The sequence below is a fragment of the Pseudomonas sp. ENNP23 genome (assembly GCF_001728945.1).
GTDB lineage: Bacteria > Pseudomonadota > Gammaproteobacteria > Pseudomonadales > Pseudomonadaceae > Metapseudomonas > Metapseudomonas otitidis.
Map to the genome: position 1 here is coordinate 36,607 of NZ_LYSP01000005.1, position 23,178 is coordinate 59,784.

The window sequence follows — 23,178 nt, forward strand, 5'->3', positions numbered from 1 at the left end:
GGCCTGGCCCGGCGTGTCCCCTCATTCGCAGTAACCCGGGAGAACGCCCCGCACCCAGCCCTGAAGAACGCAGAGTCGATGACAGACAGGAGACGAAACACACATGGAACTACGTCATCTTCGCTATTTTCTCGCCGTGGCCGAGGAACTGAACTTCACCCGCGCCGCCGCCCGCCTCCACATCGAGCAATCCCCGCTGTCCCGGGCCATCAAGGAACTGGAGTCCGAGCTCGGCATCCAGCTGTTCGAGCGCAACCCCCGGGGTGTGCAGCTCACCTGGGCCGGCAGCGTTTTCCTCGATAACGCCAAGCGCATCTTCGCCGCCCTCGAACAGGCCCGCATGGACATGCGCGGCGTCGCCCTCGGCTTTCGCGGCACCCTGCGCATCGCCGTGTCCGACGGCATCGCCCCGAACCGCCTGGCCGACCTGCTCGCCCGCTGTCGGCAGGAGGAGCCGGAACTGGGCATCCGCCTGTTCGAAGTCAGCTACGCCCAGCAGGTGAAAGGGCTGCTGGAGCACCACTACGACCTCGGCTTCGCCCGCATCGACGCCGCCGGCAGCGGCCTGCAGGCCCAGCGCGTCTGGAGCGACCCGCTGGTCGCCGCCCTGCCGGCCCGCCACCCGTTGCTCTCGCACCGGCGCATCCCGCTGCAAGAGCTGATCCGCCACCCGCTCATCCTCAGCCACAGCGAAGTCCACGAAGGGCAGTTCCAGCAGATCAGCCGGCTGCTCCGGGCCCACCTCAGCGAGGATGAAGCCGCCCGCCTCGATATCGCCGAGCAGTACATCTCCCGCGAGACCATGCAGGCCCTGGTCGCCGCCGGCTATGGCGTCGCCCTGGTGAGCGGCACCGAGCGCAGCGACCTGGCCGGCAGCGAGATCGTCACCCGTGCCCTGTCGTTGCCCGACTCCGAACTGGCCACCTACCTGCTGCGCCCGGCAGGCGAACCCAGCGCCCACCTCTCGCGCTTCCTCGAACGGGTCGCGCAGACCTGCCGGCGCACCGAAGAGCCCAGCCCCCAAGGCCTGTTCGACAGCCTGCGGCCCCTGGCACCGCTCACCCGCCTGCGGCCCATGGGCCTGCCCCAGGCCCACGGCAGCCTGTCCGTATCATGAGTGCCGTGCTCTCATGCCCGGCGGCGCCGGACCTCACCCCCACCGCCCTCCTCGACCGGCTCGATGCTCTGGACTGGCCCCAACTGGAAGCGCAATTGGACCACCACGGCCACGCCTGCATCGAGCAGCTGCTGGACGCCGACGCCTGCGCCCACCTGGCCGCGCTCTACCCGGACGCACGCACCTTCCGCTCGCGCATCGTCATGGCCCGACACAGCTTCGGCCAGGGTGAGTACAAGTACTTCGCCTACCCCCTGCCTGCCCTGCTCACGACCCTGCGCCACCGACTGTTCCCGCCGCTGGCACGGATCGCCAACCGCTGGCAGGCCCGCCTCGGCCTGGAGACGCGCTACCCCGAGGCCCTGGATGCCTTCCTCATGCGCTGCCACCGGGCCGGGCAGACACGCCCCACCCCGCTGCTGCTGCGCTACGGCGCGGGCGACTACAACCGCCTGCACCAGGACCTCTACGGCGAGCACCACTTCCCGCTGCAGATCGCCATCCTGCTCTCCGAGCCCGGGCGCGACTTCACCGGCGGCGAGTTCGTCCTCACCGAGCACCTGGCCGGCACCCAGCGCGCCGACGTGGTGCCCCTGCGCCAGGGCGACGCGGTGATCTTCCCGGTGGACCTGCGCCCCGTGCCCGGCAAGCGCAGCGGCTTCCGCCGCGCCGCCATGCGCCACGGTGTCAGCCTGGTGCGCAGCGGCCAGCGCCACACACTTGGGCTGATCTTCCATGACGCCACCTGAGGAGCGCCCATGACCCCCGACCTCTTCGCCGCCCCTGCCGGCGGCCAGCGCGAAGCCATGGCCGAGCAGGCCGTGATCCTGCGCGGCTTCGCCCTGGACCAGGCCGACGAACTGCTGCGGCAGATCCTCCAGCTGCAGGCCCAGGCACCGTTCCGCCACATGCTCACCCCCGGCGGCTTCCGCATGTCCGTCGCGCTGACCAACTGCGGCGCCCTGGGCTGGACCACCGACCGCCGCGGCTACCGCTACAGCCCCACCGACCCGGACAGCGGCGCCCCCTGGCCGGCCATGCCGGAACGCTTCCGCCAACTGGCCCGCCAGGCGGCCGAAGCCGCTGGCTTCCCGAACTTCGACGCCGACGCCTGCCTGCTCAACCGCTACCAGCCCGGCGCCCGCCTGAGCCTGCACCAGGACCGCAACGAACGCGGCTTCGACGCCCCCGTGGTATCCGTCTCCCTCGGCATGAGCGCCACCTTCCTGTTCGGCGGGCAGCGCCGCAACGACCCCGTCCGGCGCTTCCTCCTGCACCACGGCGACGTGGCCGTGTGGGGTGGCCAGGACCGCCTGTGTTTTCACGGCGTGGCCCCACTCAAGGGGCCGCCGCACCCGAGCCTGGGCGAGCAGCGCCTGAACTTCACCTTCCGCCGCGCCGGCTGACGGCGCCGTGCCAGCCACGAGAGCTCCTTCGTGCCCGACCTCACCGACATTCCTGCCGCAGCGGCCGCCCACCTCGGCGAACCACCAGCGGCCCACGACGCGGCGGAACAGGCCAGGCGCCAGGTGCTGGATGCCTTCCAGGCCATGGTGGATGCCCGCCAGGCCTGGTGGCGCACCCACGAAACGGGGCGGACCGAACTGCACCTCGCCAGCGGCGAGGTCTACCTCTTGCAACGCCACGGCGTGGTCCGGCTGCGCTGAACCCCGCAACAAGGAACACCGTCCATGACAAGGAGAACCACCCCATGAACCTGTTGCTGAGCGCCCTCGAGTCCCCGCTGGGCAGCCTGCTGGTGGTCACCGACACCGAACAGCGCGTCCGCGCCCTCGGCTTCGGCGATTACCGCCTGGCGCTGCTGCGCAACCTGCGCCAGCGCTTCGGAGACTACCGCCTGCAGGACACCCCGCTGCCACGCAGGATCGCCGACGCCCTGCGCGGCTACTTCCAGGGCGACCTGGGCGCCATCGACCGCCTGGTGCTGGAGCCCGACGGCACGCCCTTCCAGCGCAAGGTCTGGGACGCCCTGCGGCAGATCCCGCCCGGCAGCACCCGCAGCTACGGCGAAGTCGCCCGCCAGCTGGGGCTGAACGACCCACGCGCCGCCATCGAAGTGGGTGCTGCCAACGCCGCCAACCCCATCGCCGTGCTGATCCCCTGCCACCGCGTGGTGGCCAGCAACGGCGAGCTGCGCGGCTACGCCTGGGGCCTGGAGCGCAAGCACTGGCTGCTTGAGCACGAGCGCGCCCTGCGGCCCCTCGCCGCCGCGCCGCGTACCGCCAGCCTGCCGGGGTTCTGAGCATGGCGCTGACGCTGACCCCACCGGCCTTCACCGATGCCAGCCGCTTCCTCGCTGCCCAGGACGCCGACTGGGCGCGGCACATCGAGGCCATCGGCCCCTGCCGGCACCAGCCCCACCCCCAGCGCGAACCCTACGAGGCCCTGGTTCGCGCCGTGGCCTACCAGCAACTGCATGCCCGCGCGGGCGACGCCATCCTCGCCCGGCTGCTGGCGCTGTACCCCGGCGGGCGCTTCCCCACCCCGAGCGAACTGCTGGCCACCGAACCCGAGCGGCTGCGCGCCTGCGGCTTCTCCGCACGCAAGCTGCAGACCCTGCTGGGCATCGCCCAGGCGACCGTCGACGGCCAGGTGCCCGGCCGCGACGAAGCCCTCAGCCTGGATGACGACGCCCTGCTGGCGCGCCTCACGCCCCTGCACGGCGTCGGGCGCTGGACGGTGGAGATGTTCCTCATCTATACCCTTGAGCGCCGCGACATCCTCCCCGCCGACGACTTTGGCGTGCGCGAGGGCTACCGCCGCCTCAAGGGCCTGGACGAGGCCCCCAGCGCCGCCCGCATGCGCCAGCTCGGCCAGGCCTGGAGCCCCTGGCGTACCGTCGCCGCCTGGTACCTGTGGAGAATGCCGCCCACAGCGTGAATTCGATCGCAAGAACCGGAGTTTTCACCGTCACCAACCCCGTTAACCTGCAACCGTCAACAGGCCCTTTTGGATGAATGCCATGAGCAGGACCCTTTCCACCGCCCCGCGCTACCTCACGGATGACCAGCGCTGGGCCGCCGTCCAGGCACGCGACCCGGCCGCCGACGGCCAGTTCGTCTACGCCGTGCGAACCACAGGCGTGTACTGCCGCCCCAGCTCCTCCGCGCGCCTGCCCAATCGCCGTAACGTCGAATTCTTCGACACCCCCGAAGCCGCCGAAGCCGCCGGCTACCGCGCCAGCCGCCGCCAGGCCGGCGACCGCACCGCAGCCGCTGCCCACCGCACCGCCGTGATCGCCGAGGCCTGCCGCACCATCGAGGCCGCCGACTCGCCGCCCAACCTCCACCAGTTGGCGGCAAGCGCGGGCATGAGCCCCTCGCACTTCCACAAGCTGTTCAAGACCGAGACCGGACTCACCCCCAAGGCCTACGCCTCGGCCTACCGTGCCCAGCGCCTGCGCCGGGAACTGAGTGAACAGGGCACCACGGTGACCGACGCCATCTACGGAGCCGGCTTCAACTCCAACAGCCGCTTCTACGAAACCGCCGACCAATTGCTGGGGATGCGCGCCAGTGAGTACCGCGACGGCGGCACCGGCGCCTCCATCCACTTCGCCGTCGGCCAGTGCTCCCTCGGCTCCATCCTCGTCGCCCAGAGCCAGCGGGGTGTTTGTGCCATCCTCCTGGGCGACGACCCGGACGCCCTGGTCCGCGACCTGCAGGACCAGTTCCCCAAGGCCCAACTGGTGGGCGGCGACGCCGGCTTCGAACGCCTGGTGGCTCAGGTGGTGGGCTTCGTCGAAGCCCCGTCCCTGGGCCTCGACCTGCCGCTGGACGTGCGCGGCACCGCCTTCCAGCAACGGGTCTGGCAGGCCCTGCGGGAAATCCCGCCGGGGGCCACCGCCAGCTACACCGAGATCGCCGAACGCATCGGCGCGCCCAAGGCCGTGCGGGCCGTGGCCCAGGCCTGCGGCGCCAACCACATCGCCGTGGCCATCCCCTGCCACCGCGTGGTGCGCCGCAATGGCGACCTCTCCGGCTACCGCTGGGGCGTCGAGCGCAAGCGCGAACTGCTGCAACGTGAAAGCCAGCCCAGCCACCCGACGAGCACAGCGCCATGCCTGAAACAGCCTGCGCTCTGAACCTGCCCCAGGACTGGGCCGCCATCGCCCAGGCCCTGGACGAACACGGCCACGCGCCCCTGCCCGGCCTGCTCGACCCCGAGGCCGCGCGGCGGCTGGGGGAGCGCCTGGCCCAGGGCCCGCGGGAGCGCCTGGAAACCCTCGGCCTGGGCCAGGGCGAAGGCCTGCGCGCCGGCCTGCCCCACGGCCACTGGAACAGCTTCCACGCCCCGCTCGCCGCCATCGCCAACCGCTGGTGCCAGGCGTTCGGCCAGCCCGAACAGCACGCCGCTCACGGCCAGGTGCACTGCGCCCACCTGACCCGCCTCGGCCCCGATGACTTCATGACCCTGCACCCGGGCGAGGACGACCCGGCGCTGCTGCCGGTGCGGTTGCTGGTGCTGCTCTCCGACCCGCAGGACTTCAGCGGCGGCGAGCTGGTACTCACCGAGCAGCGGCCGCGCATGCAGTCGCGGCCCTGGGTGGTGCCCCTGGCCCGTGGCGATGGCGTGCTGCTGTGCAACCAGCGCCGCCCCGTGCGCAACAACCAGGGGCAGCTCTACGGCGCCCAGTTGCGCCACGGCATCGGCCGGGTGCGCAGCGGCGTGCGGGTCGGCCTGGAAGTGAGCTTCCAGGGCCGCCATGACGACTGAAACGGGCGAACCCAGGGCCTGGCGCCTGATCGGCGCCGACGGCCGCCCCTGCCTCAGCCCGGTGCCCGGCACCCTCGGCGGGCACCGCCGCAACCGCCTCTACGGCCGGCTGGATTGCCGCAGCGCCCTGCAGGCACTGGCCCGGGGCGGCTACGTGGCACAACGGGTGTTCTTCCTCGACGAAGCCACCGCATTGAGCGCCGGCTACCGGCCCTGCGCCGTGTGCATGCCCGAACGGTACCGGGCGTGGAAGGCCGGCGAGCTGGCGCCTCCCCCGTAGGGTGGGCTTCAGTTCGTAGCCCGGGCTTCAGCCCGGGGTGCACGGGCACAGAACCCGGACTGAAGTCCGGACTACGGAGCCAGCCTGAACAGCCGTCGCGAGCGGCGATCGCTCCCACAGGGGGTTGGCGTACCCCCGTAGGGTGGGCTTCAGCCCACCAATGGCCACCACTCGTAGCCCGGGCTTCAGCCCGGGGAGGTCAGGCACAGAACCCGGACTGAAGTCCGGGCCACGGAGCCAGCCTGGACGACTGTTCGCGAGCAGAGCTCGCTCCTACAGGAGGGGCATCACCCGTAGGGTGGGTTCCAGCCCACCAGGGGCCACCACTCGTAGCCCGGGCTTCAGCCCGGGGAGATCGGGCACAGAACCCGGGCTGAAGTCCGGGCTACGGAGTCAGCCTGGGTGACCATTCGCGAGCAGAGCTCGCTCCTACAGGGGGCGCCAGGCGTATTGGCACATCCCTGTAGGGTGGGCTTCAGCCCACCAATGGCCACCACTCGTAGCCCGGGCTTCAGCCCGGGGAGATCGGGCACAGAACCCGGACTGAAGTCCGGGCTACGGAGTCAGCCTGGGTGACCATTCGCGAGCAGAGCTCGCTCCTACAGGGGAATTGGCGTACCCCCGTAGGGTGGGCTTCAGCCCACCAATGGCCACCGCTCGTAGCACGGGCTTCAGCCCGGGGAGGTCGGGCACAGAACCCGGACTGAAGTCCGGGCTACGGGGGCAGCCTGGACGGCCGTTCGCGAGCAGAGCTCGCTCCTACACCAGCGTTCGGGGCTCAAGGCGTCGGGGTGGGTGCCAGGGCCTGGGGCGTGGCGGCTTCGGCGGTGCGGCTGCGTTCGGCGATGCGCTTGCCCAGGGCGATCATCGGTCGCTCCACGGTGCGGTGGATCAGCTCGGTGGCGCCAAACACCAGCACCAGCATCAGCGCCGTGTACTGCGGCCAGAGCGCGTCGGTGATGGCAATGCCTTCGCTGCGGGTGTAGCGGTGCATCAGCTCCAGGGTCAGGAAGAACATCGGGATGTGCACCAGGTACAGGGTGTAGGAGCGCTTGCCCAGGTAGTCCAGCAGTGCCTGCAGCGGCTGCGGGAACACCAGCAGGCCGCCCTCGCACGCCGCCATGAACACCAGCGCCAGGGACAGTGCGCAGACCACCGGCACCGCCAGCACGTTGCCGAAGCCGATGGCGGTGACACTGGCCAGCACCAGCGCCAGCACCGTGGCCAGCAGCGCCCCGGCGTAGCGATGGCGGCCGGCCCGCACACGCAGGGCGGCGAACCACGGCTGGGTGCTGGCCAGGTACAGCAGACAGCCGTAGATCAGCCCGTCGCAACGGGTCTGGGTGAAGAAGAACACCTTCATCGGATCGGACAGGCTGAAAGGCCGCAGCACCAGGCTCACCAGCAGCAGTGCGCCCACCAACGCCAGCACCCGTGCGCGGGTGCTCTTCAGCAGGATCAGGAACAGCGGGTAGAACAGGTAGAACTGCTCCTCCACCGACAGGCTCCAGTACGGCGCCAGCGGCACCCCGCCGGCGATCTTGTTGTCCGGCAGCCAGAAGTTGAACGTGTAGGTGAAGATGCCCAGCGCCGCCTGGGCGTTGTACACCGGCGGGGCGAAGTACTGGCCCTGGTTGAGGAACAGGCTGCAGGCCATCACCAGCGCCACCACCACCCAGGCCACCGGCAGGATGCGGAACACCCGACGCACGTAGAACGCCTTGATGCAGGCCGCCCGCTGCACGCCGCTGCGCAGCCCGTCCAGTTGCTCCAGCAGGGTGCGCGAGATGATGTAGCCGGAGATGACGAAGAACAGGTCGACCCCGCCCCAGGCGTTGCCGAACAGGTCCGCCACCGACTCGGGCTTGGGGTAATGCATGGTGAAGGTCCAGGGGTAGAACACCTGGTACAGGTGGACGTAGAAGGTCAGCAGCACGGCGATGGCACGCAGGCGGTCGAGTTCGAGGTTCCTCGACGGGCCGCCCTCGGTGACGAGGCCGGCGGCGGGCACTTCGGTCTTCACGTTCATGGTCTACCCCCGGAGGTGGCTGGCGGTCAGAGCTTGGTGCCACCGTCGACGCTGAGGATGTCGCCGGTGATCCAGCGCGAAGCGTCGGAGGCCAGGAACAGCGCGACATCGGCAATGTCCTCGGGCTGTGCGACGCGCTTCAGGGCCTGGATGCCGAGCACGAAGTCCCGCCCCTCGTCACTGCGCACGAAGCTGGACATCTCGGTGTCCACCACGCCCGGGGCCAGCCCGTTGACGCGGATGCCGCGCCCGCCGAGGGCCTGGGCGAAGTGCAGCACCAGCGTGTCCAGGGCGCCCTTGGTGGCGGCGTAGGCGGGGATCTCGCCCACCGCCGAGCGCGCCCCAAGGGACGACACCATCACCACGCTGCTGCCCTCTCCCATCAGCGGCAGCAGTTGCTGGACGAGGAAGAACGGTGCCCGCACGTTGACCGCGAACAGCCGGTCGAAGTCCTCCACACGGGTGTCCTCCAGGCGGGCCGTCTGGGCGATGCCGGCGCAGGCCACCAGCACGTCGAGCCGGCGCACCTGTTCGCCCACCTCGGCGGCGAGGATGCGCGTCCCGTCGACGCTGGCCAGGTCCGCCACCAGCACGTCGGCGCGGCCGCCCCGGTCGCGGATCTCGGCGGCCACGGCGCGGGCCTCCTCCACGCCCCGGTTGCAATGCACCAGCACATGGGCGCCAGCGGCCCCCAGGGCCAGGGCGGTGGCCTTGCCGATGCCACGGGAGGCCCCGGTGACCAGGGCGGTCTTGGAAAGCAGGGAATGCTGCATGGTGGTTCTCCTGGGTTCAGTTCAGGGAGCGGCGCTCCGCTGGATGGGGTGAGGGTTCAGGCGGTTTCAGCGAGGCGCTGGCCGTGACGCTGCTCGGCCACCAGCACCCGCGCCGCCAGTTGCGCCACGGTGAGCACCGAGGCATGGATGTTCACCGTCGGCATTTCGGGGATGACCGAGGCGTCCACCACCCGCAGGCCGGACACGCCCCAGACCCGGAAGCGCCCGTCCACTACGCTGCTGCGCGGGTCGCGCCCGGCGCTGCAGGTGCCGGTGTAGTGCAGGCCGGGCCCGCCGTTGCGGGCGATGAAGGCGAGCTTCTGCGCCGGGGTGTCCAGCGGGTCGCTGGGGTAGAGCCCGCCGAAGTAGTCGGTGACCCCGGCGCCGATGGCCAGGCCACGGTCCAGGGCGGCGAGCATGATGTCGCGGTCGATGGCCTCGCCCAGGTAGTTGGGGTCGATCAGCAGGGACTGGCGCGGGTCGGTCCCGGCCAGGCGCACCCGCCCCCGGCTGCGCGGCTTGGCCAGGAAGGGGATGACGGTGTAGGAGCTGCCGCTGGGCAGGGGCACCGGGCCGAAGGGGTACTGCATGCCGGCCACCTGGATGTCCGGCGCCTGCTGTCCACTGCCGTGGTGGTAGTAACTCATGGTCGCTACGCCGTTGGAGACCTGCGGCGGAATGGCCAGCCGCGAACGGTACTGCAGGCTGAGCAGCAGGTGGTCCTGCAGGTTCTGCCCCACGGCGGGCAGGTGCAGCCGCACCGGGATGCCCTGCTCGCGCAGGGCCTGCTGCGGGCCGATGCCGGAGAGCATGAGCAGCTTGGGCGATTCGCAGGTGCCGGCGCAGAGGATCGTTTCGCGGCGCGCGCGGATCGATACCAGGCGGTTGTCCACCAGCACCCGCACGCCTTCGCAGCGCGAGCCACGGAGGATCAGGTTGGTGATCAGCGCCTCGCTCAGCACGCTGAGGTTGGGCCGGGCCAGGGCCGGGACCAGGAACGCCTGGGCCGGCCCCACCCGGTAGCCGTTGGCGGTGGCGTTGACCTCGGTGATGCCGGCGCCTTCCAGCGGCAGCCCGTCGTTGAGGGTCTGCACGCCGAGCCCGGTGGCGCTGCTGGCCGCCAGGTAGGCAGCGGTGAGCGGGTGCTCCCCGGCGAAACGCCCGAGGCGGATGCGCGGTGCGCCCTGGCCGGCGGGGCTGCCCACGGGCTGCGCCATGTCCAGGTAGGCCCGTTGCAGCGCCGCCACCGTCCAGGGGGCGCCGACCAGCTGCTGCCAGCGCTGCAGGTCGCGGGGGTCGCCGCGCAACCAGATCATCGCGTTGATGCTGCCGGAGCCGCCGACGATGCGCCCGGCCGCCAGGCTCTGGGCGCGCTGGTCCAGCTGCGGCTGCGGGGTGCTGGTGCGGGCCCAGTCGGTGTCGCTGCCGAGGTTCTGCAGCCACAGCGCGACTTCGCGCACCTTGGGCTGGTCGATGCGGTGGCTGCCGGCCTCCAGCAGCAGCACCGAGGCGCCGGTGGCGGAGAGCCGGTCGGCCAGCAGGCAACCGGCGGACCCGGCGCCGACGATGATGTAGTCGTAGTCCCGGCGGTGGCTGGGGCGGCCTGGGTCAGCGGCGGCCAGGGCGGCGGCGGGCAGCAGCCCCATGCCGGCTGCACCGGCTCCCAGGGCCAGCAGGCGGGTGAGGAAGTCTCGCCGCCCGGAGGCGCCGAAACCGGCCGTCGCTTCGCCCTCGCCTGCAACGCCGGGCATGTCGTTGTGCGTCTTCATGTCGATGCGGATTCCATTGCGGTGGGGGACGGGCGCCGCGATGGCGGCGCCCGGATCGGCCGGGTGGCCTCAGGTGCGGGTGATGGTCACGCCGCCTTCCACGAACAGCGTGGTGCCGGTGACGAAGCTGGAGGCATCGGAGGCGAGGTACAGCGCCGATTGGGCGATCTCCTCCGGGCGGGCCATGCGCTTGAGGGCATGGATGCTTTCGACGAAGGCCTTCTGCTCCGCCGTGGAGGCGGCGGCGCGGCCCATCTCGGTGTCGGTGCCGCCGGGCATCAGCACGTTGACCCGTAGCCCCTGGGCGCCGTATTCGGCCGCCAGGGTGCGGGTCAGGCCCACCAGGCCGGCCTTGCTGGCGGCGTAGGCGGCCATGCCGGGGAAGCCGACGCTGTGACCGACGAAGGAGGAGGTGAAGATCAGCGAGCTGCCAGGGCGCTTGAGCAGTTCGGGGATCTGGTGGCGGGCACCGAGGAAGGCGCTGGTGAGGTTGGTGTCGAGGGTGTCGTGCCAGCCCTCCAGGCTGATGTCGGTCACGCTGCCCAGGGCGCCCATGCTGCCGGCGTTGTTGAAGGCGATGTCCAGGCCGCCGAACTGGCCCACGGCCAGGGCCACGGCCTCGCGGGCGCAGGCTTCTTCCTTGACGTCGCCCACCAGGGCCAGGGCCTTGCCGCCCAGGGCGTGGATCTCGCCCAGCAGGCGGTCCAGGCAGTCGGCACGGCGGGCCACGGCCACCACCTGGGCGCCTTGGGCCGCGAAGAGCTTGGCGGTTTCATAGCCGATGCCTGAGCTGGCACCGGTGACGATCGCGGTCTTGTTCGCCAGAGTTTTCATGCGTTCACCTTTTCTTCCATGTCGTGTTGAGGGATCAGTCCCGTTTGCCGGACTCGAAGAGCCGGATCAGTCCATCCAGGTTCTTGCCGAAGGGCGGCTCGCCCTCCTCCACCGTCTCGGCGTACTGCCAGAAGTCGGTGCTGAACATCATTCCGTAGTCGCGTGCTTCGCTGACGGCCTTGAGCTGGACGATGGGGTTGTTGCGGGCACCGCGCACGCCGGGGAGGATCGGCCGGGCGATGGATTCGAAGTAGTCCTTGAGGGTCACTTCGGGGGTGTCGGGGGTCCACACCAGCCACATCATCACGGTCTTGTCGGTGATGTTGACGAAGCCGTGGATGTGGTTGCGCCGGCCGAACACCATGGCGCCCTTCTTCATGGGGATCATGCGGATGGTGTCGCGCCCGGACACGTCCGGCGGGTTGTCCAGGTCGGTGTAGGTGCGGGTGCCCATGAACATCACCACGCCGCCGTCGGGGGCGTAGAACCACTCGTCGGTGCGGGTGTGCACATGCAGCGGCGGGCCGGAGCCCGGGGGGATCTCCACCTTGGCCATGAGGTAGCGGCCACGGGTGGTCTCGCCGGTCTTCACGAAGCGGATGGAGGCCCCTTCGGGCTCGCCGTTGACCACCTGCGGGTTGGGGTCGTCCTCGATCAGGGCGAAGGCCGCCGCGTTCTCCTGGGCGTCGTCCGCGTACTCGGATTCCAGTCCGCTCGCCTCAAGGGCCGGTTCCCGGATTCGTTCACTTGCCAATGCACTCATGTCGCCTCCTTGATGCCATCAGGTTGTCGATCAGCCCACTGCACTGAATACGCAGCCCAGCACCGGGCCCGGGGCCTGGATGCCCGCCACGCCCTGCCCGACGAGGCGGTCCAGCAACGCGCCGGCATCCTCCGGCAGGGTGTCGCCGCGCCAGCCGATGTGCTGGTCGGGCCGGACCAGCAGCAGCTGCACTGCGTAGAAGGTGAAGGCGGTGGCCGGCAGGTCGACCACCTCCAGGGGAATGCCACGGGCCCGCGCCGCCTCCACCAGGCGCGTGGACTCGGGGGCCTGCGGGCCGTTGCGCAAGAGGGTGAAGCCGACGCCCAGCCGGTCGAACACCGAGCACCGGCCGGTGCTGCCGTCGGCGATCCACAGGTGTGGCAGGCGCCCGCCCGGCAAGGTGCTGGGGCGGTAGAGCAACGGGTCGTCCTCGGGGGGCGTGCCGTCGTCCGGCCAGAGGATCGGCGAGCCGTCGTAGCGGGCGCCCAGCTCGACGCCGAGGGAGGCGAACTGTCCGCGGAACTGCTGCAGCGCCTCGCCCAGGCGCGCCCGCGCCTGCTGGCCGGCGGGCCCCGGGTCCTCGATCTCGGCGGGCACGTCCACCTGGCCGACGCGCTGGGTGAGGCGGCGGGCGGCGTGGGTATTGCGTAGGGTGACCGGGCGGCGCTCCAGCTCGTAGGTGGCCAGGAGCCCGTCGCCGGCCCAGCCCTGCACGGCGGCGGCGAGCTTCCACGCGAGGTTGGCGGCGCCGTCGATGCCGGTGTTCATGCCGAAGCCGCCGGTGGGCGAGAACAGGTGAGTGGCGTCGCCGGCGAGCAGCACCCGGCGGTCGGCAAAGCGCTCGGCCACCAGCGCCAGGCCGCCGTGCCAGACGGCATGGGCCAGCACGCTGACCTCGACGGGTTCACCGATGCCCTGCTGGATGGCGCGGATCACTGCGTCGTCCTGGGGCATCTCGTCGTGGCTGTGGGCCTGGGTCATGAGCAGGAACTCGTCGGCGCCGTCCAGGCTGATCAGCAGCATGCGCCCTTCCGGGGCGACGACGTTGTACATCCAGGCCTTGCGGTCCGGCAGCAGGCGCCGGTGCAGGTCGGGGATGCGCACATGGCTGGAGAACATGCGCCCGCTGAGGAAGCCGCCGGTGCTGCCGTCCGGGCCGATGTAGCCGATGCCCAGGCGACGGCGGACGAAGCTGTGGCCGCCGTCGCAGCCCACCAGGTAGTCGGCGCGCCAGTGCTCGTCGGCAGCCTGCCCGGCGCTGTCGACGGCATGCAGGCTGACGCCGTCGGCGTCCTGCTGGAAGTCGTCGACCCGCCAGCCGAAACGCAGCTGGATGCCGGGGCGGGTGCGCAGGTGGTCCAGCAGGAAGCGCTCGACGTACATCTGGTTGGCCCGCAGCAGGGGCTCGGGCACCTGGTCGGTGTCCGGGGCCTGGCGGGCCGCCTGCAGGCGCTCGCGCTCGGCGGGCATGTCCAGGCGCGCCAGCTCCCAGCCGTTGAGGCGGGTGAAGTAGGCGACGTCCCGGGGGTGGTCGGCGGGCAGGCCGAGCCGGCGGATGCCGTCGGACAACCCGAGCCGCCGGTAGTGCTCCATGGTGCGGGCGTTGTGGGTGTTGCCCTTGGGGTGCCAGCGGGTGGTGCGCTCGCTGTTGAACAGCACCACCGGCACGCCGTGACGGTCCAGGAACAGGGCGAGCATCATCCCCACCGGGCCGCCACCGACGATGGCCACCGGGGCCTTGAGGGTGTCGTGCATGGCGATCACTCCCGTGGGGCTCAGGCCCCGGCCGGTGCGTGGGCACCCGGCAGGAGCTGGAGGATGTCGTAGCGCGGCGCACCGTCGCCCTGGCCGCTGACCGAGGCGATCACCCGCGAGGCGTAGCCGTGCTCGCGCAGCAGGGCCTCCAGGGCCTGGCCGTCGCCCTGGCTGCTGAAGCCCATCAGCAGCATGCCGCCGAGGGCGAGGTGGCGCGGGGCTTCGTCGAGGAATCGCCGGTGCGCGGCGTACCCCGGGTCGCAGAAGGCCAGCATGATGGCGGCGTCGAACACGTGGTCGGCTTCGACGAAGACGAAGTTGGAGTTCCAGAAGATGACGTCGAAGCGCTCGCCCTCCTCCAGCACGTCGAACAGGTCGCCCTGGCGCACGGACAGGCGTTCGGCGACGCCATGCCGGTTGGCGTTGGCGCGGGTGTTGGCGACGGCATCGGCGCTGATGTCGCTGGCCACCACCACGGCGCAGCCTTCGAGGGCGGCGGTGACGGCGGTGACGCCGGCCCCGCAGCCGATCTCCAGGAAGCGCCCGCCCCGGGGATAGGGCAGGTGGCGGGTGAAGATGCCGGTGGACTGGAAGTGGGTGGGCGGGAATACGCCGTCATGGACGATGAAGCGGCGCCCCATGCATTCGTACTCGCCCTGCTGGTCGGCCTGGGCGGCGGCGAGCCGCTGGCGCACCGAGGCGAGGGCGTCGGGTTGGAAGGTGGCCTGGGTCATGGTTCGGTCCTTGTTCGTGGGCGCGCGCTCAGCGCTCGGTTCCGGTGGAAGCCAGCGGGCGTTCGGATTCCCCGGCCTGGCGCTGCAGGTGCAGCAGGGCCTGTTCGTGCTCGCCGGCCAGCAGGGTCTCGGCCAGGCCACGCAGGCGGCGCTTGAGGACCTTGCCGGTGGCACCGACGGGGAGGAACGCGAGGTCGCTGGCCACGGCCACGGCCAGTTCGCCGTCCGCCAGGGTCACGCCCCGGCGCGCGGCGGCCTGGTGCAGGGCGGGCAGGACGCGGGCGGCCAGGGTGGCGGCCTGGTCCAGTGCCTGCCGCTCGGGCAGGACGATGGCGAGCACGCGGGTGCCTTCGGCGTGAGCGGGGTCGACGCCGACCACGGTGACGTCGCAGACGCCCTCCACCTGCTGCGCGGCTTCTTCCAGTTGCAGGGTGTAGAGGGCACCGCCGGTGGCTTCGATGACGTCCACGGCGCGGTCGATCTGGAAGAACTCGCCGTCGCGGCAGTAGGCGACATCGCCGGTGAGGAAGTAGCCGCCGCGCCAGGCTTCGACGGTCTTCTGCGGCTGCTTCCAGTAGCCGGAGGTGACGGTGGGCGAGCGCACGGCCAGCAGGCCGACTTCGCCGGGTTTCACTTCTTCACCGCTGCGGGGGTCGAGGACCTTGGCAACGGCGATGTCCACCGGGCGGCCGATGGAGCGCTGGTCGGCCAGGGATTCGCGGGTGGATTCGCTGCGGAACAGGGCCATGCCCAGCTCGGAACTGCCGAAGGCGTCGATGAAGCGCGACTGCGGGGCGCCGTCGAGGATGGCGCGCACGTGGCTCTGGTGGGAGGCGTCACCCATGGCGAACCAGCGGCGCACGCCGGGGAATTCGCCGGGGTGGATGCCGCCGTCCACCAGCAGCACGTAGCTGCGCGGGAAGGCGACCACGGTGGTGGGCTGGAAGTAGCGGATGGCTTCGCGCAGGGCCTGGCCGTCCTGGGTGCCCAGCACGTAGGTGGGGATGCCGTGGAGGATGGCCGTCTCCAGGTGGCTGATGGCCGCTGAGTGGGACTGCGGCAGGGCGGTCAGCAGGCGCTCGTCGGGGCCTTCGGCGAAGCGGCCGATGCGGGCGCGCTTGCCCATGAAGAACTGCCGGTGCTCGAAGCGCACGGCCTTGGGCAGGCCGGTGGTGCCGGAGGTGTGGCTGAGCATCACCAGGGTCGAGTCCTCGGGCTCCAGCGGCCACCAGGCGGGCAACTGCGGGGCCGGGTCGAGGTGCGAAAGGCTGACGTCGAGCACGGCCTGGGGCGCCTGGTTGCGCCATTGGCGGACGAAGGCGCTGGTGGCCAGGGTGGCGCTGTCGGTGACCAGGCGCTCGAAGCCGTTCTCGGCCATGTAGGCGAGGCCGAACTCGGCGGGCATGGCCGGGTTCATCAGGGAGATGGCGGCGCCGAGGCTGGTGAGGGCGAGGTAGTGGAGCATGGGCATGAGCCCGTCCTCGACGCTGACGGCCACCACGTCACCGGGCTTGACGCCCTGTTGCAGGTACCAGTCGGCCAAGGCCATGCGGTGGCGCTGCAGGTCGTTGAGGCCGAGGGCGCTGACCGGGGCGCCCTGCAGGAGGTGCAGCGGCCGGTCGAGGAACAGGAACGGCTGGTCGGCGGTGGTGCTCAGGGCCAGGCAGCGGTCGAGGAAGTTGGCGCTGCCGAGGCTGGCGTCGGCGCGCAGCGCCTGGAGGGCTTCGGGGCTGGTGAGGGTGCCCTGGGCCTGGCCGGTGCCGCTGCCCTGCCCGACCAGTTCGACGAGCATGTTCATGCGCAGGTGGACCATCTCTTCGCCGATGGCGATGACCCGGCTGCGCAGGTAGGGCCGCTCGCCGAGCATGCGGTCGATGATGTCGCGCATGACGATGGCGTGCTGCTCGTCCTCTTCGATGTGCAGGACGAAGAAGTGCTCGGCCTCGGCCGGGGCGTTGTGGCTGCGCAGGGCGTCGAGCACCGGGCCGTAGATCAGCGGGACGATGGCTTCGGCGCCGAGGCAGAGCGCGGCCAGGCCGTCCAGCGGGTCGCTGCTGCGGCAGTGGCGGAACATGGCGTCGATGAGCTGGCGGGTGCCGTCCAGCAGCGGGCGGCTGCGTGGGGCGGCGGCCATCAGGTCCATGGAGCGGCGGTACAGTTCGGCGTGGGAGATGTCGACGCTGTCGCCGCCGGAGAGCTCTTCGGTGAGGTTGTGGGACAGGGCCTTGAACTCGCCCTGGTCGGCCAGGCTGCCCATGAGGGCGCACAGGTAGCGGGTGAAGTACTGGGAGTAGTAGTGGTGCTGGATGAGGAAGTGGCGCAACTGGTCGAGGCTGACCGCGCCGTTGCGGCAGGCCACGAGGAAGGGGTTGGCCCTGAGCTGGCCGAGCAGGCCCTCGGGGAAGAGGTCCGTCCAGAGGGGTGACAGCATATAGTCGTTGCGGCCGTCGGCGCGCATGTCGAGGTGTTCCATTGACCTTCTCCTGGACGGCCGCGGGGCGGCCGTCGGTTGAATTCCATTCACACGGCGCGGCTGAGGTATTCCGTTTCGCCCCGGATGCAGTCCGCCAGGCGGCGCAGCAGGTCGAGGGGGCGGGGGTGCTGGAAGACGTTGCGCCCGACGCAGAGCCCGGCGGCGCCACTGGCGAGCATGGCGCGGGTCATGGCCAGCAGCCGTTCGTCTTCGGTGCGCTCGCCGCCGGCGAAGAAGATGCGGATGTCGCGGCAGTGGGTCTCCACCAGTTCGGTGCATTCGACGCTGGTTTCCGGCAGGGCCAGCTTGACGGCGTCGGAGCCGAGTTCGGCGACCACCCGCACCAGGTGGCTGAGGCGCCGCTGGCGCTCCTGGGCGGTGAGCCCGCGCACCTTGTCGTAGAGCATGGTGAGGATGGGCAGGCCGGCGGCGTGGGCGGCGTCGGTCATGGCGCCGAGCTGGGCGACGTTGTGCTGGAAGTTGTCCTCGGTGAAGTTGACCTGCAGGGACACCGCGTCCGCCCCCAGCTCCAGCGCGGCGTCGACGCTGGCGACGGGGATCTTGGTGTCGGGCTCGGGGGCGATGCTGGCCATGCCGTTGAGGTGGAGGATGATGCCGGTGGCCGGGTGGAGCATGTCCCGCAGGATGAGCCGCTCGATCAGGCCCTTGTGGGCAATGATGGCGCTGATGTGGTCGCTGCCGATCCACTTCTCGAAGTCGGCAGTCTGGGTCATGCCGGCAATCGGTCCGAGGGTCAGGCCGTGGTCGATGGGGACGATCAGGCCGCGGCGCGAGGCCGGGAACAACAGCCGCCGTTCTCGGAGAACTCTGCTGATGTAGCTCATGGCGCCCTCTACTTCTCGATGATCGATTCGTTGATCTTGATGCCGACGTGGCGCCCGGGCTCGGTGACGTAGCCGAGGACCTTGTCACCGGGCTTGAGCTCGGAAATGTTCAGGGGCTTGGCGGCGTCGGAGAAGATGCGCACGTGCCAGTCGTCCTGCATGAGGACGTTGACCCGCTCCTTGCCGGGGAACTCCACTTCGATCAGGCGCAGCGGGCGCTGCTCGATCTTCATGCGGCCGACGGCGGCGCGACGCACGCGGCCCTTGGAGTTGACGATCATGATCGGCGAGCCGGCCTTGAGCTCGCTCATGTAGTCGGTGCGGTTGTCGGTGTTGAACACGTAGGAGTGCACGGCCCCGGCGTTGACGCGGAAGGGCCGCAGTTCCATGTAGGGCAGGAAGTAGACCTCGGGGCAGCAGAGCACGCCGCCCTGGGAGGTGCTGCCGACCAGCATGCCTTCGTCGGGCTCGAACAGGGTGGCGGCGTCGATGCAGGCGCGGTAGCCCATGCCGACGGGGCGGCTGTCGATGACGGTGCCGACCTGGATGTTGAGGTTGGCGTAGCTCTGCGCCTGGGACATGCGGGCGAGGAATTCGCTCATCACGCCGTGGTCGCGGGGGGAGAAGATCACCCCTTCGGCGCCGTATTCCATCACGCCGTAGGAGACGATGGCGTCGTCGACGTCGGTGGGTGCCTTGATCTCCTTCATCAGCACGGTGGAGGTGGGCTGCAGCGAGGCGATCACCAGCTCCAGGGGGATGTTGGTGGGGTCGCGGAAGAGGATCCACAGGTAATTGAAGCGCAGCCCCTGGTCGATGGCGCCGAGCAGGCTGTCGCGGTCGTCCACGTAGCTGGTGAAGCAGGTGAGCAAGCCGTCCTGGCCCAGTTCGGCCAGGACCTCGGCGTCGTTCAGGGCGACGGAGCGGTTGCGGGCGGCGGCCCCCTTCTTGAAGGCTTCGAAGTCCGGGCCCTCGCGGAAGGCCTTGAGTTCGGTGGCGTTGCGCAGGCGCAGCACCACATGCATGCGCGCCGGCACGGCAGGGAGCAGTTCGGCGAGGTTGTCCATATAGAGGACGATGCCGGTGTAGAGCGAGTTGATGACGCGGACGAAGATGCCGTCGTCGGGACGCTTGCTGGCCAGTTGGGCGCTGTCGAACCAGACCAGTTGGCTGTCATTGGCAGTGCGTTTGGATTCACCGGCCTTGCGGATGTTGGCGAGCCTGACCGAGCTCCGCCTGGAAATGGTTTCTGGCGTTTCGAAGTCCTGTGGGACGGTTACTTCCTTGGTGATCTGGACGTCCTTGCCCTTCGCCCCGGCGCTTGTGTTGCTCATGTTCCCTCTCCTGGCTGCGTGCCCTTGATGAAACGTGGTCATGTAGAGGGCATCCGGATACCCGCTTGCGTACTGCTCTACATTCGCAACCTCTACGGGGATCCCTATCCCGTCGGGCCGCCCAGCCTTCTCCTTCGGCCAGCCGCGGGGCGGCCGATGGGGTCGGATTGCAGGGGGCGGGCCCGGCACGCCCGGCCGGGTGGTGGTGGTGTCCCGGGCCGTTCTGACGTGGGGCGGAGTCTTTCCCAGCCCCAGGGGTGAGGAAAGACCATGTGGATGACATGGCATTCGGAACGAGCACGGCCAGCGATCCAGACATGACAGGTCCGTATCCAGACACACACGGAATCAGCACCAGGCGGGCAGGCGAAACGGCGAGCCAGCGAAAACATCAGACGCAAAACGTCCGTCGCCAGACCTGAAAAGAATGAACAACTGCGACAACCGGACGCAGGGAAGCACCGGAAGCAAGGGGAAGAGAGTCGCCAAAGGTCTGGCCAGTGACCCGCCAAGCAGGGATCAAATGGCCAGAAACGAAAAAGCCCACCTGTCAGGTGGGCTTCTCGTCGTCGACCAGGAGGTGCCTGGGGCGATCGTCATATGGTGGGTCGTGTAGGATTCGAACCTACGACCAATTGGTTAAAAGCCAACTGCTCTACCGACTGAGCTAACGACCCGGAAATTGTATTGGTCGGGGTAGAGAGATTCGAACTCCCGACATCCTGCTCCCAAAGCAGGCGCGCTACCGGACTGCGCTATACCCCGTTTTGGAAGTTGGCTCCGCGACCTGGACTCGAACCAGGGACCCAATGATTAACAGTCATTTGCTCTACCGACTGAGCTATCGCGGAACTTCACATTTCCAATCTCTGCGGCTTCGTCTTTCAGATTGCTGCTGCAGAGGCGCGCCATTTTACGTATGGCGAATCGGCTGTCAACCCCTCAAAAGCGATTTTATTCAGTGCTTTGCAGTTGGTGCGCCCGCTGCTATATCTGTGCCTCATCCGACATAACGCAGGACGCGCCGGCCGCAAGGCCCAGGCGACAGGGCCCATGAGCCGCCAAGATACGCCGCCCCCTCCCCGCCCAGTCGCCACGCTGGCCAACCGTGGCATCCAGCCACGCTTCGGCGACCTCGTACAGGGCTGTCGCAAGCTGGTGATGAATCAGCTTGCCGAGCACCTGACCGGCGTCTTCGCCCAGGTCGACGACACGCTCTTCGAATGCGCGGAAAAAGCCGAGAACAACCAGGTGCAGACGCTGTTCTTCGACAGCATGCGCGAGATCCGTCGACAGCGACCGCAAATAGAACGCCTCTACCACCAGCGCATCGCCCAGCAGTTCGGCGACTTCATGGAGGGCCGCGAGCCCGAGGCGAAAGTCACCCAGTTGGATGCCGACCACCTTGAACTGGTGCAGAACGAGGTCTACGAAGAGAGCCTGCTGGTCACCAACATGGTCAGCCGGGTCAAGGCACGTTGTGCCCAGCCGCTGTTCGCCCTGGACCAGCGCCTGGCCCTGCTGAACAACGGCCGCAAGCTCGGCGAGGACAGCAATCCCTTCGGTCCCCAGGCCATCGCCCAGTCATTCCGCGATGCGCTGCAGAACATGCCGTTCCCCCTGCGCATCAAGACCATCCTTTATATGCTCTTCGATCAGCAGGTTATGCAGGGGCTGGATGGCCTCTACGAGGCCCTCAACAACCGCCTGATCGATGCTGGCGTGCTGCCCAACCTCAAGTACACCGCGCAACGCCAGGCCACTCCTGCCAAGCCCCAGCCCCGTGAGCCCGCTCCGCGCCCGGAATCACCCGCCCCCAGCGCACCCGGCCCGGCTGCGCCGCCGGCCGATCTTTCTGCACCACCACCCCAGGAGCCCGGTGCGCTGTACAGCGGCTTGTCGGCGCTGCTCGAGGAGCATCGCCGGCTCAACCAGGAAGCCGGGGTCACCTTCACGGGCACGCCGAGCATCATCAGCTATGCCCCGCAGGGCGCAACACGGACCTACAGCGCGGCCGACCTGCTGGAGGCGCTGAACCGCTTGCAACAGCAGTCTGCCCACGATCTGGCGTCACGCTTGCAGCAACCCCAGCGGGTCGAGGGCCTGAAGGCGGACCTGCACCAGCAACTGGAAAGCCACAGCACGCAGCCGGGCCAACAGAAGGTGGCCGAACAGGAAGCGGACGTGATCGACCTGGTCGGCATGCTGTTCGACTTCATCCTCGACGACGACAGCCTGCCGGACACCTGCAAGACCGCCCTCTCCCACCTGCACACGCCCTATCTGAAGGTGGCGCTGCAGGACAAGGCGCTGTTCACCCAGCATCACCACCCGGCTCGCCGTCTGCTCAACACCATGGCCCAGGCCGGTGCGCTGTACGGCGGGGAAAGCGAGGAGAAAGGCCTGCTGGCGAAGATGCAGTGGGTGGTGGAACGGGTGATCCACGGCTTTGCCGGCGATCTCCAACTGTTCGACACCCTGCAGGACGAGTTCAACGAGTACGTTGCCACGCTGCGCCACAAGGTCGAATTGCGTGAACGCCGCGCAGTGGAGGCAGCCAAGGGCCGCGACCGCCTGCTGGAAGCCCGTCAACGCTCGGTTGACGCCATCGCGCGCCTTCTCGAAGGCCGCGAGCTGCCGAAGATCATCCGCCACTTCCTGGAACAGACCTGGAGCGATGTGCTGGTGTTCGTGCTGTTGCGCCACGGGGACGCCGGGGAGGAATGGCGACGCGCCTGCGAGGTGGCCGACCAGTTGGCCTGGAGCGGTACCCCGCTCGATGCCCGTGGGCGTGAACGTCTCCAGGGGCTGCGGGTCGGGATGCTGGAAGACCTGCGCAAGGGCCTGGAGCTGCTGGGCGGCTATCACGAGGACGGCATCCGCCGCCTGCTGCAGGACCTGGTGGCGTGCCAGCACGCCGTGCAGGGCAAGCAGCCGCAGGTTGCCGCACACCTCAACCCGGAACTGCCGAAAAGCCCGCTCAGCGAGATGCTGGGCGAAGACGCCGGCCTGGTCGAACGCCGCACAGTCGCCCTCTCAGCCCGTGCCCAGGCGCTGGTCAAGGAGCTGGAAAGCCTGGAGTTCAACACCTGGTTCGAGTTCGTCGAGGACGGCCAGAGCCGCACACTGAAGCTGTCCTGGTACAGCCCGACGACCCGCAATTACATGTTCGTCGACCACAGCGGCCAGCGCGTGGCGATCAAGCCGATCACCCAGTTGGCGCAGGACATGGAGCGCGGCAACGCACGCATCGTCGCACCCGACCACAACGTACCGCTGATGGACCGGGCGCTGGGCGCCATCTACCGCGTCCTGCAGCGCTTCACCGGCCGCACCCCACGGGCCAACTGAGGAGCCACCATGGAAGACCGCCGTCATCACAGTCGCCATAACGCGGGCATCCAGGTGGAGGTCTACGACCTGCATTCCGGCAACCGCCTGGGCCGCGTGGTGGACCTCTCCCTGGATGGCTTCATGCTGTTCAGCGAAGCGCCGCTGGCCACCGACTCCGTCTGGGAGTGCCGCCTGGTCCCCGCCGAACCCGTGGACGGCATCACCGAAGTCCGCCTCGGCGCCGACTGCCTCTGGAGCCGCCCCGGCGCAGATGGCCAGCACGCCTGGGCGGGGTTCCACATCATCGACCTGGCGGAAGATCAGGCCAGGGCGCTGGAGGTGGTGTTGGGGCGGATCTGACCACTCCCCCAACAATCTCACCGCAGCAAGAAGCCCCGCTTC

General features: G+C 69.5%; 21 protein-coding genes and 3 tRNA genes. 11 read left to right on the forward strand and 13 right to left on the reverse strand.

Annotated features, from left to right (window positions below; genetic code table 11):
- Positions 1–103: 103 nt before the first annotated feature.
- From A9G05_RS04445 to A9G05_RS04485, 9 genes are all read left to right on the forward strand, one after another.
- On the forward strand, positions 104–1,117 hold the full coding sequence (locus A9G05_RS04445; RefSeq protein ID WP_069559824.1) for a LysR family transcriptional regulator: 1,014 nt from the start codon (positions 104–106) through the stop codon (positions 1,115–1,117).
- Complete coding sequence (locus tag A9G05_RS04450) at positions 1,114–1,866, forward strand: 2OG-Fe(II) oxygenase (RefSeq protein ID WP_069559825.1); 753 nt, start codon at positions 1,114–1,116, stop codon at positions 1,864–1,866. The genes A9G05_RS04445 and A9G05_RS04450 overlap by 4 nt, the downstream gene beginning before the upstream one ends.
- Before the next feature lie 9 nt (positions 1,867–1,875).
- On the forward strand, positions 1,876–2,523 hold the full coding sequence (gene alkB, locus A9G05_RS04455) for a DNA oxidative demethylase AlkB (protein WP_069559826.1): 648 nt from the start codon (positions 1,876–1,878) through the stop codon (positions 2,521–2,523).
- Between the two features lie 30 nt (positions 2,524–2,553).
- Positions 2,554–2,784: a hypothetical protein gene (locus A9G05_RS04460; protein WP_069559827.1), complete on the forward strand. Its 231-nt coding sequence runs from the start codon at positions 2,554–2,556 to the stop codon at positions 2,782–2,784.
- 44 nt (positions 2,785–2,828) lie between these two features.
- Positions 2,829–3,380 (forward strand): methylated-DNA--[protein]-cysteine S-methyltransferase, encoded by a 552-nt coding sequence (locus A9G05_RS04465; RefSeq protein ID WP_069559828.1) that lies wholly within the window; start codon positions 2,829–2,831, stop codon positions 3,378–3,380.
- Between the two features lie 2 nt (positions 3,381–3,382).
- Positions 3,383–4,018: a DNA-3-methyladenine glycosylase gene (locus A9G05_RS04470; RefSeq protein ID WP_069559829.1), complete on the forward strand. Its 636-nt coding sequence runs from the start codon at positions 3,383–3,385 to the stop codon at positions 4,016–4,018.
- Positions 4,019–4,100: 82 nt separating this feature from the next.
- Positions 4,101–5,222 carry a bifunctional DNA-binding transcriptional regulator/O6-methylguanine-DNA methyltransferase Ada gene (gene ada / locus A9G05_RS04475; protein WP_069559830.1) on the forward strand — a complete coding sequence of 374 codons (1,122 nt, stop codon included), beginning with the start codon at positions 4,101–4,103 and terminating at the stop codon, positions 5,220–5,222.
- Positions 5,198–5,854, forward strand: a complete 657-nt coding sequence (locus A9G05_RS04480) for a 2OG-Fe(II) oxygenase (protein WP_069559917.1) — start codon at positions 5,198–5,200, stop codon at positions 5,852–5,854. Before ada ends, A9G05_RS04480 begins: the two co-directional genes overlap by 25 nt.
- Positions 5,844–6,134, forward strand: a complete 291-nt coding sequence (locus A9G05_RS04485) for an Ada metal-binding domain-containing protein (RefSeq protein WP_069559831.1) — start codon at positions 5,844–5,846, stop codon at positions 6,132–6,134. The genes A9G05_RS04480 and A9G05_RS04485 overlap by 11 nt, the downstream gene beginning before the upstream one ends.
- Positions 6,135–6,912: 778 nt before the next feature.
- Here A9G05_RS04485 and A9G05_RS04490 read toward each other — a convergent pair.
- The 13 genes from A9G05_RS04490 to A9G05_RS04550 all read right to left on the reverse strand — a co-directional run bounded on the left by A9G05_RS04490 (position 6,913) and on the right by A9G05_RS04550 (position 20,294).
- Positions 6,913–8,163: an acyltransferase gene (locus A9G05_RS04490; protein ID WP_069559832.1), complete on the reverse strand. Its 1,251-nt coding sequence runs from the start codon at positions 8,161–8,163 to the stop codon at positions 6,913–6,915.
- A gap of 26 nt (positions 8,164–8,189) precedes the next feature.
- The gene (locus tag A9G05_RS04495; RefSeq protein WP_069559833.1) at positions 8,190–8,936 is read right to left on the reverse strand and encodes an SDR family NAD(P)-dependent oxidoreductase; all 747 of its coding nucleotides are present in this window, start codon (positions 8,934–8,936) and stop codon (positions 8,190–8,192) included.
- A 56-nt stretch (positions 8,937–8,992) separates the two neighbouring features.
- Positions 8,993–10,705 carry a GMC family oxidoreductase gene (locus A9G05_RS04500; protein ID WP_069559834.1) on the reverse strand — a complete coding sequence of 571 codons (1,713 nt, stop codon included), beginning with the start codon at positions 10,703–10,705 and terminating at the stop codon, positions 8,993–8,995.
- A gap of 69 nt (positions 10,706–10,774) precedes the next feature.
- Positions 10,775–11,539, reverse strand: a complete 765-nt coding sequence (locus A9G05_RS04505) for an SDR family oxidoreductase (RefSeq protein ID WP_069559835.1) — start codon at positions 11,537–11,539, stop codon at positions 10,775–10,777.
- A gap of 34 nt (positions 11,540–11,573) precedes the next feature.
- Positions 11,574–12,302 carry a cupin domain-containing protein gene (locus A9G05_RS04510; RefSeq protein ID WP_044403762.1) on the reverse strand — a complete coding sequence of 243 codons (729 nt, stop codon included), beginning with the start codon at positions 12,300–12,302 and terminating at the stop codon, positions 11,574–11,576.
- A gap of 30 nt (positions 12,303–12,332) precedes the next feature.
- The gene (locus A9G05_RS04515) at positions 12,333–14,057 is read right to left on the reverse strand and encodes an FAD-dependent monooxygenase (RefSeq protein ID WP_069559836.1); all 1,725 of its coding nucleotides are present in this window, start codon (positions 14,055–14,057) and stop codon (positions 12,333–12,335) included.
- 20 nt (positions 14,058–14,077) lie between these two features.
- Positions 14,078–14,791 (reverse strand): class I SAM-dependent methyltransferase, encoded by a 714-nt coding sequence (locus A9G05_RS04520; RefSeq protein ID WP_069559837.1) that lies wholly within the window; start codon positions 14,789–14,791, stop codon positions 14,078–14,080.
- Between the two features lie 28 nt (positions 14,792–14,819).
- Positions 14,820–17,264: an AMP-binding protein gene (locus A9G05_RS04525; protein ID WP_069559838.1), complete on the reverse strand. Its 2,445-nt coding sequence runs from the start codon at positions 17,262–17,264 to the stop codon at positions 14,820–14,822.
- Between the two features lie 47 nt (positions 17,265–17,311).
- Entirely contained in the window at positions 17,312–18,109 is a 798-nt protein-coding gene (locus tag A9G05_RS04530) for a class I fructose-bisphosphate aldolase (protein ID WP_044403758.1), read from the reverse strand.
- A gap of 8 nt (positions 18,110–18,117) precedes the next feature.
- Positions 18,118–19,443, reverse strand: coding sequence for a 3-dehydroquinate synthase II (locus A9G05_RS04535; protein WP_083272494.1), 1,326 nt, complete (start codon positions 19,441–19,443; stop codon positions 18,118–18,120).
- A gap of 601 nt (positions 19,444–20,044) precedes the next feature.
- Positions 20,045–20,120, reverse strand: a tRNA-Lys gene (locus A9G05_RS04540).
- Positions 20,121–20,131: 11 nt separating this feature from the next.
- Positions 20,132–20,208 (reverse strand) — tRNA-Pro (locus tag A9G05_RS04545).
- Positions 20,209–20,218: 10 nt separating this feature from the next.
- Positions 20,219–20,294: transfer RNA gene (locus tag A9G05_RS04550), tRNA-Asn, on the reverse strand.
- 202 nt (positions 20,295–20,496) lie between these two features.
- Here A9G05_RS04550 and A9G05_RS04555 point away from each other — a divergent pair.
- Both A9G05_RS04555 and A9G05_RS04560 read left to right on the forward strand, forming a co-directional pair.
- On the forward strand, positions 20,497–22,794 hold the full coding sequence (locus A9G05_RS04555; protein WP_069559839.1) for a DUF1631 domain-containing protein: 2,298 nt from the start codon (positions 20,497–20,499) through the stop codon (positions 22,792–22,794).
- Between the two features lie 9 nt (positions 22,795–22,803).
- Positions 22,804–23,136 (forward strand): PilZ domain-containing protein, encoded by a 333-nt coding sequence (locus A9G05_RS04560; protein WP_069559840.1) that lies wholly within the window; start codon positions 22,804–22,806, stop codon positions 23,134–23,136.
- Positions 23,137–23,178 lie beyond the last annotated feature (42 nt).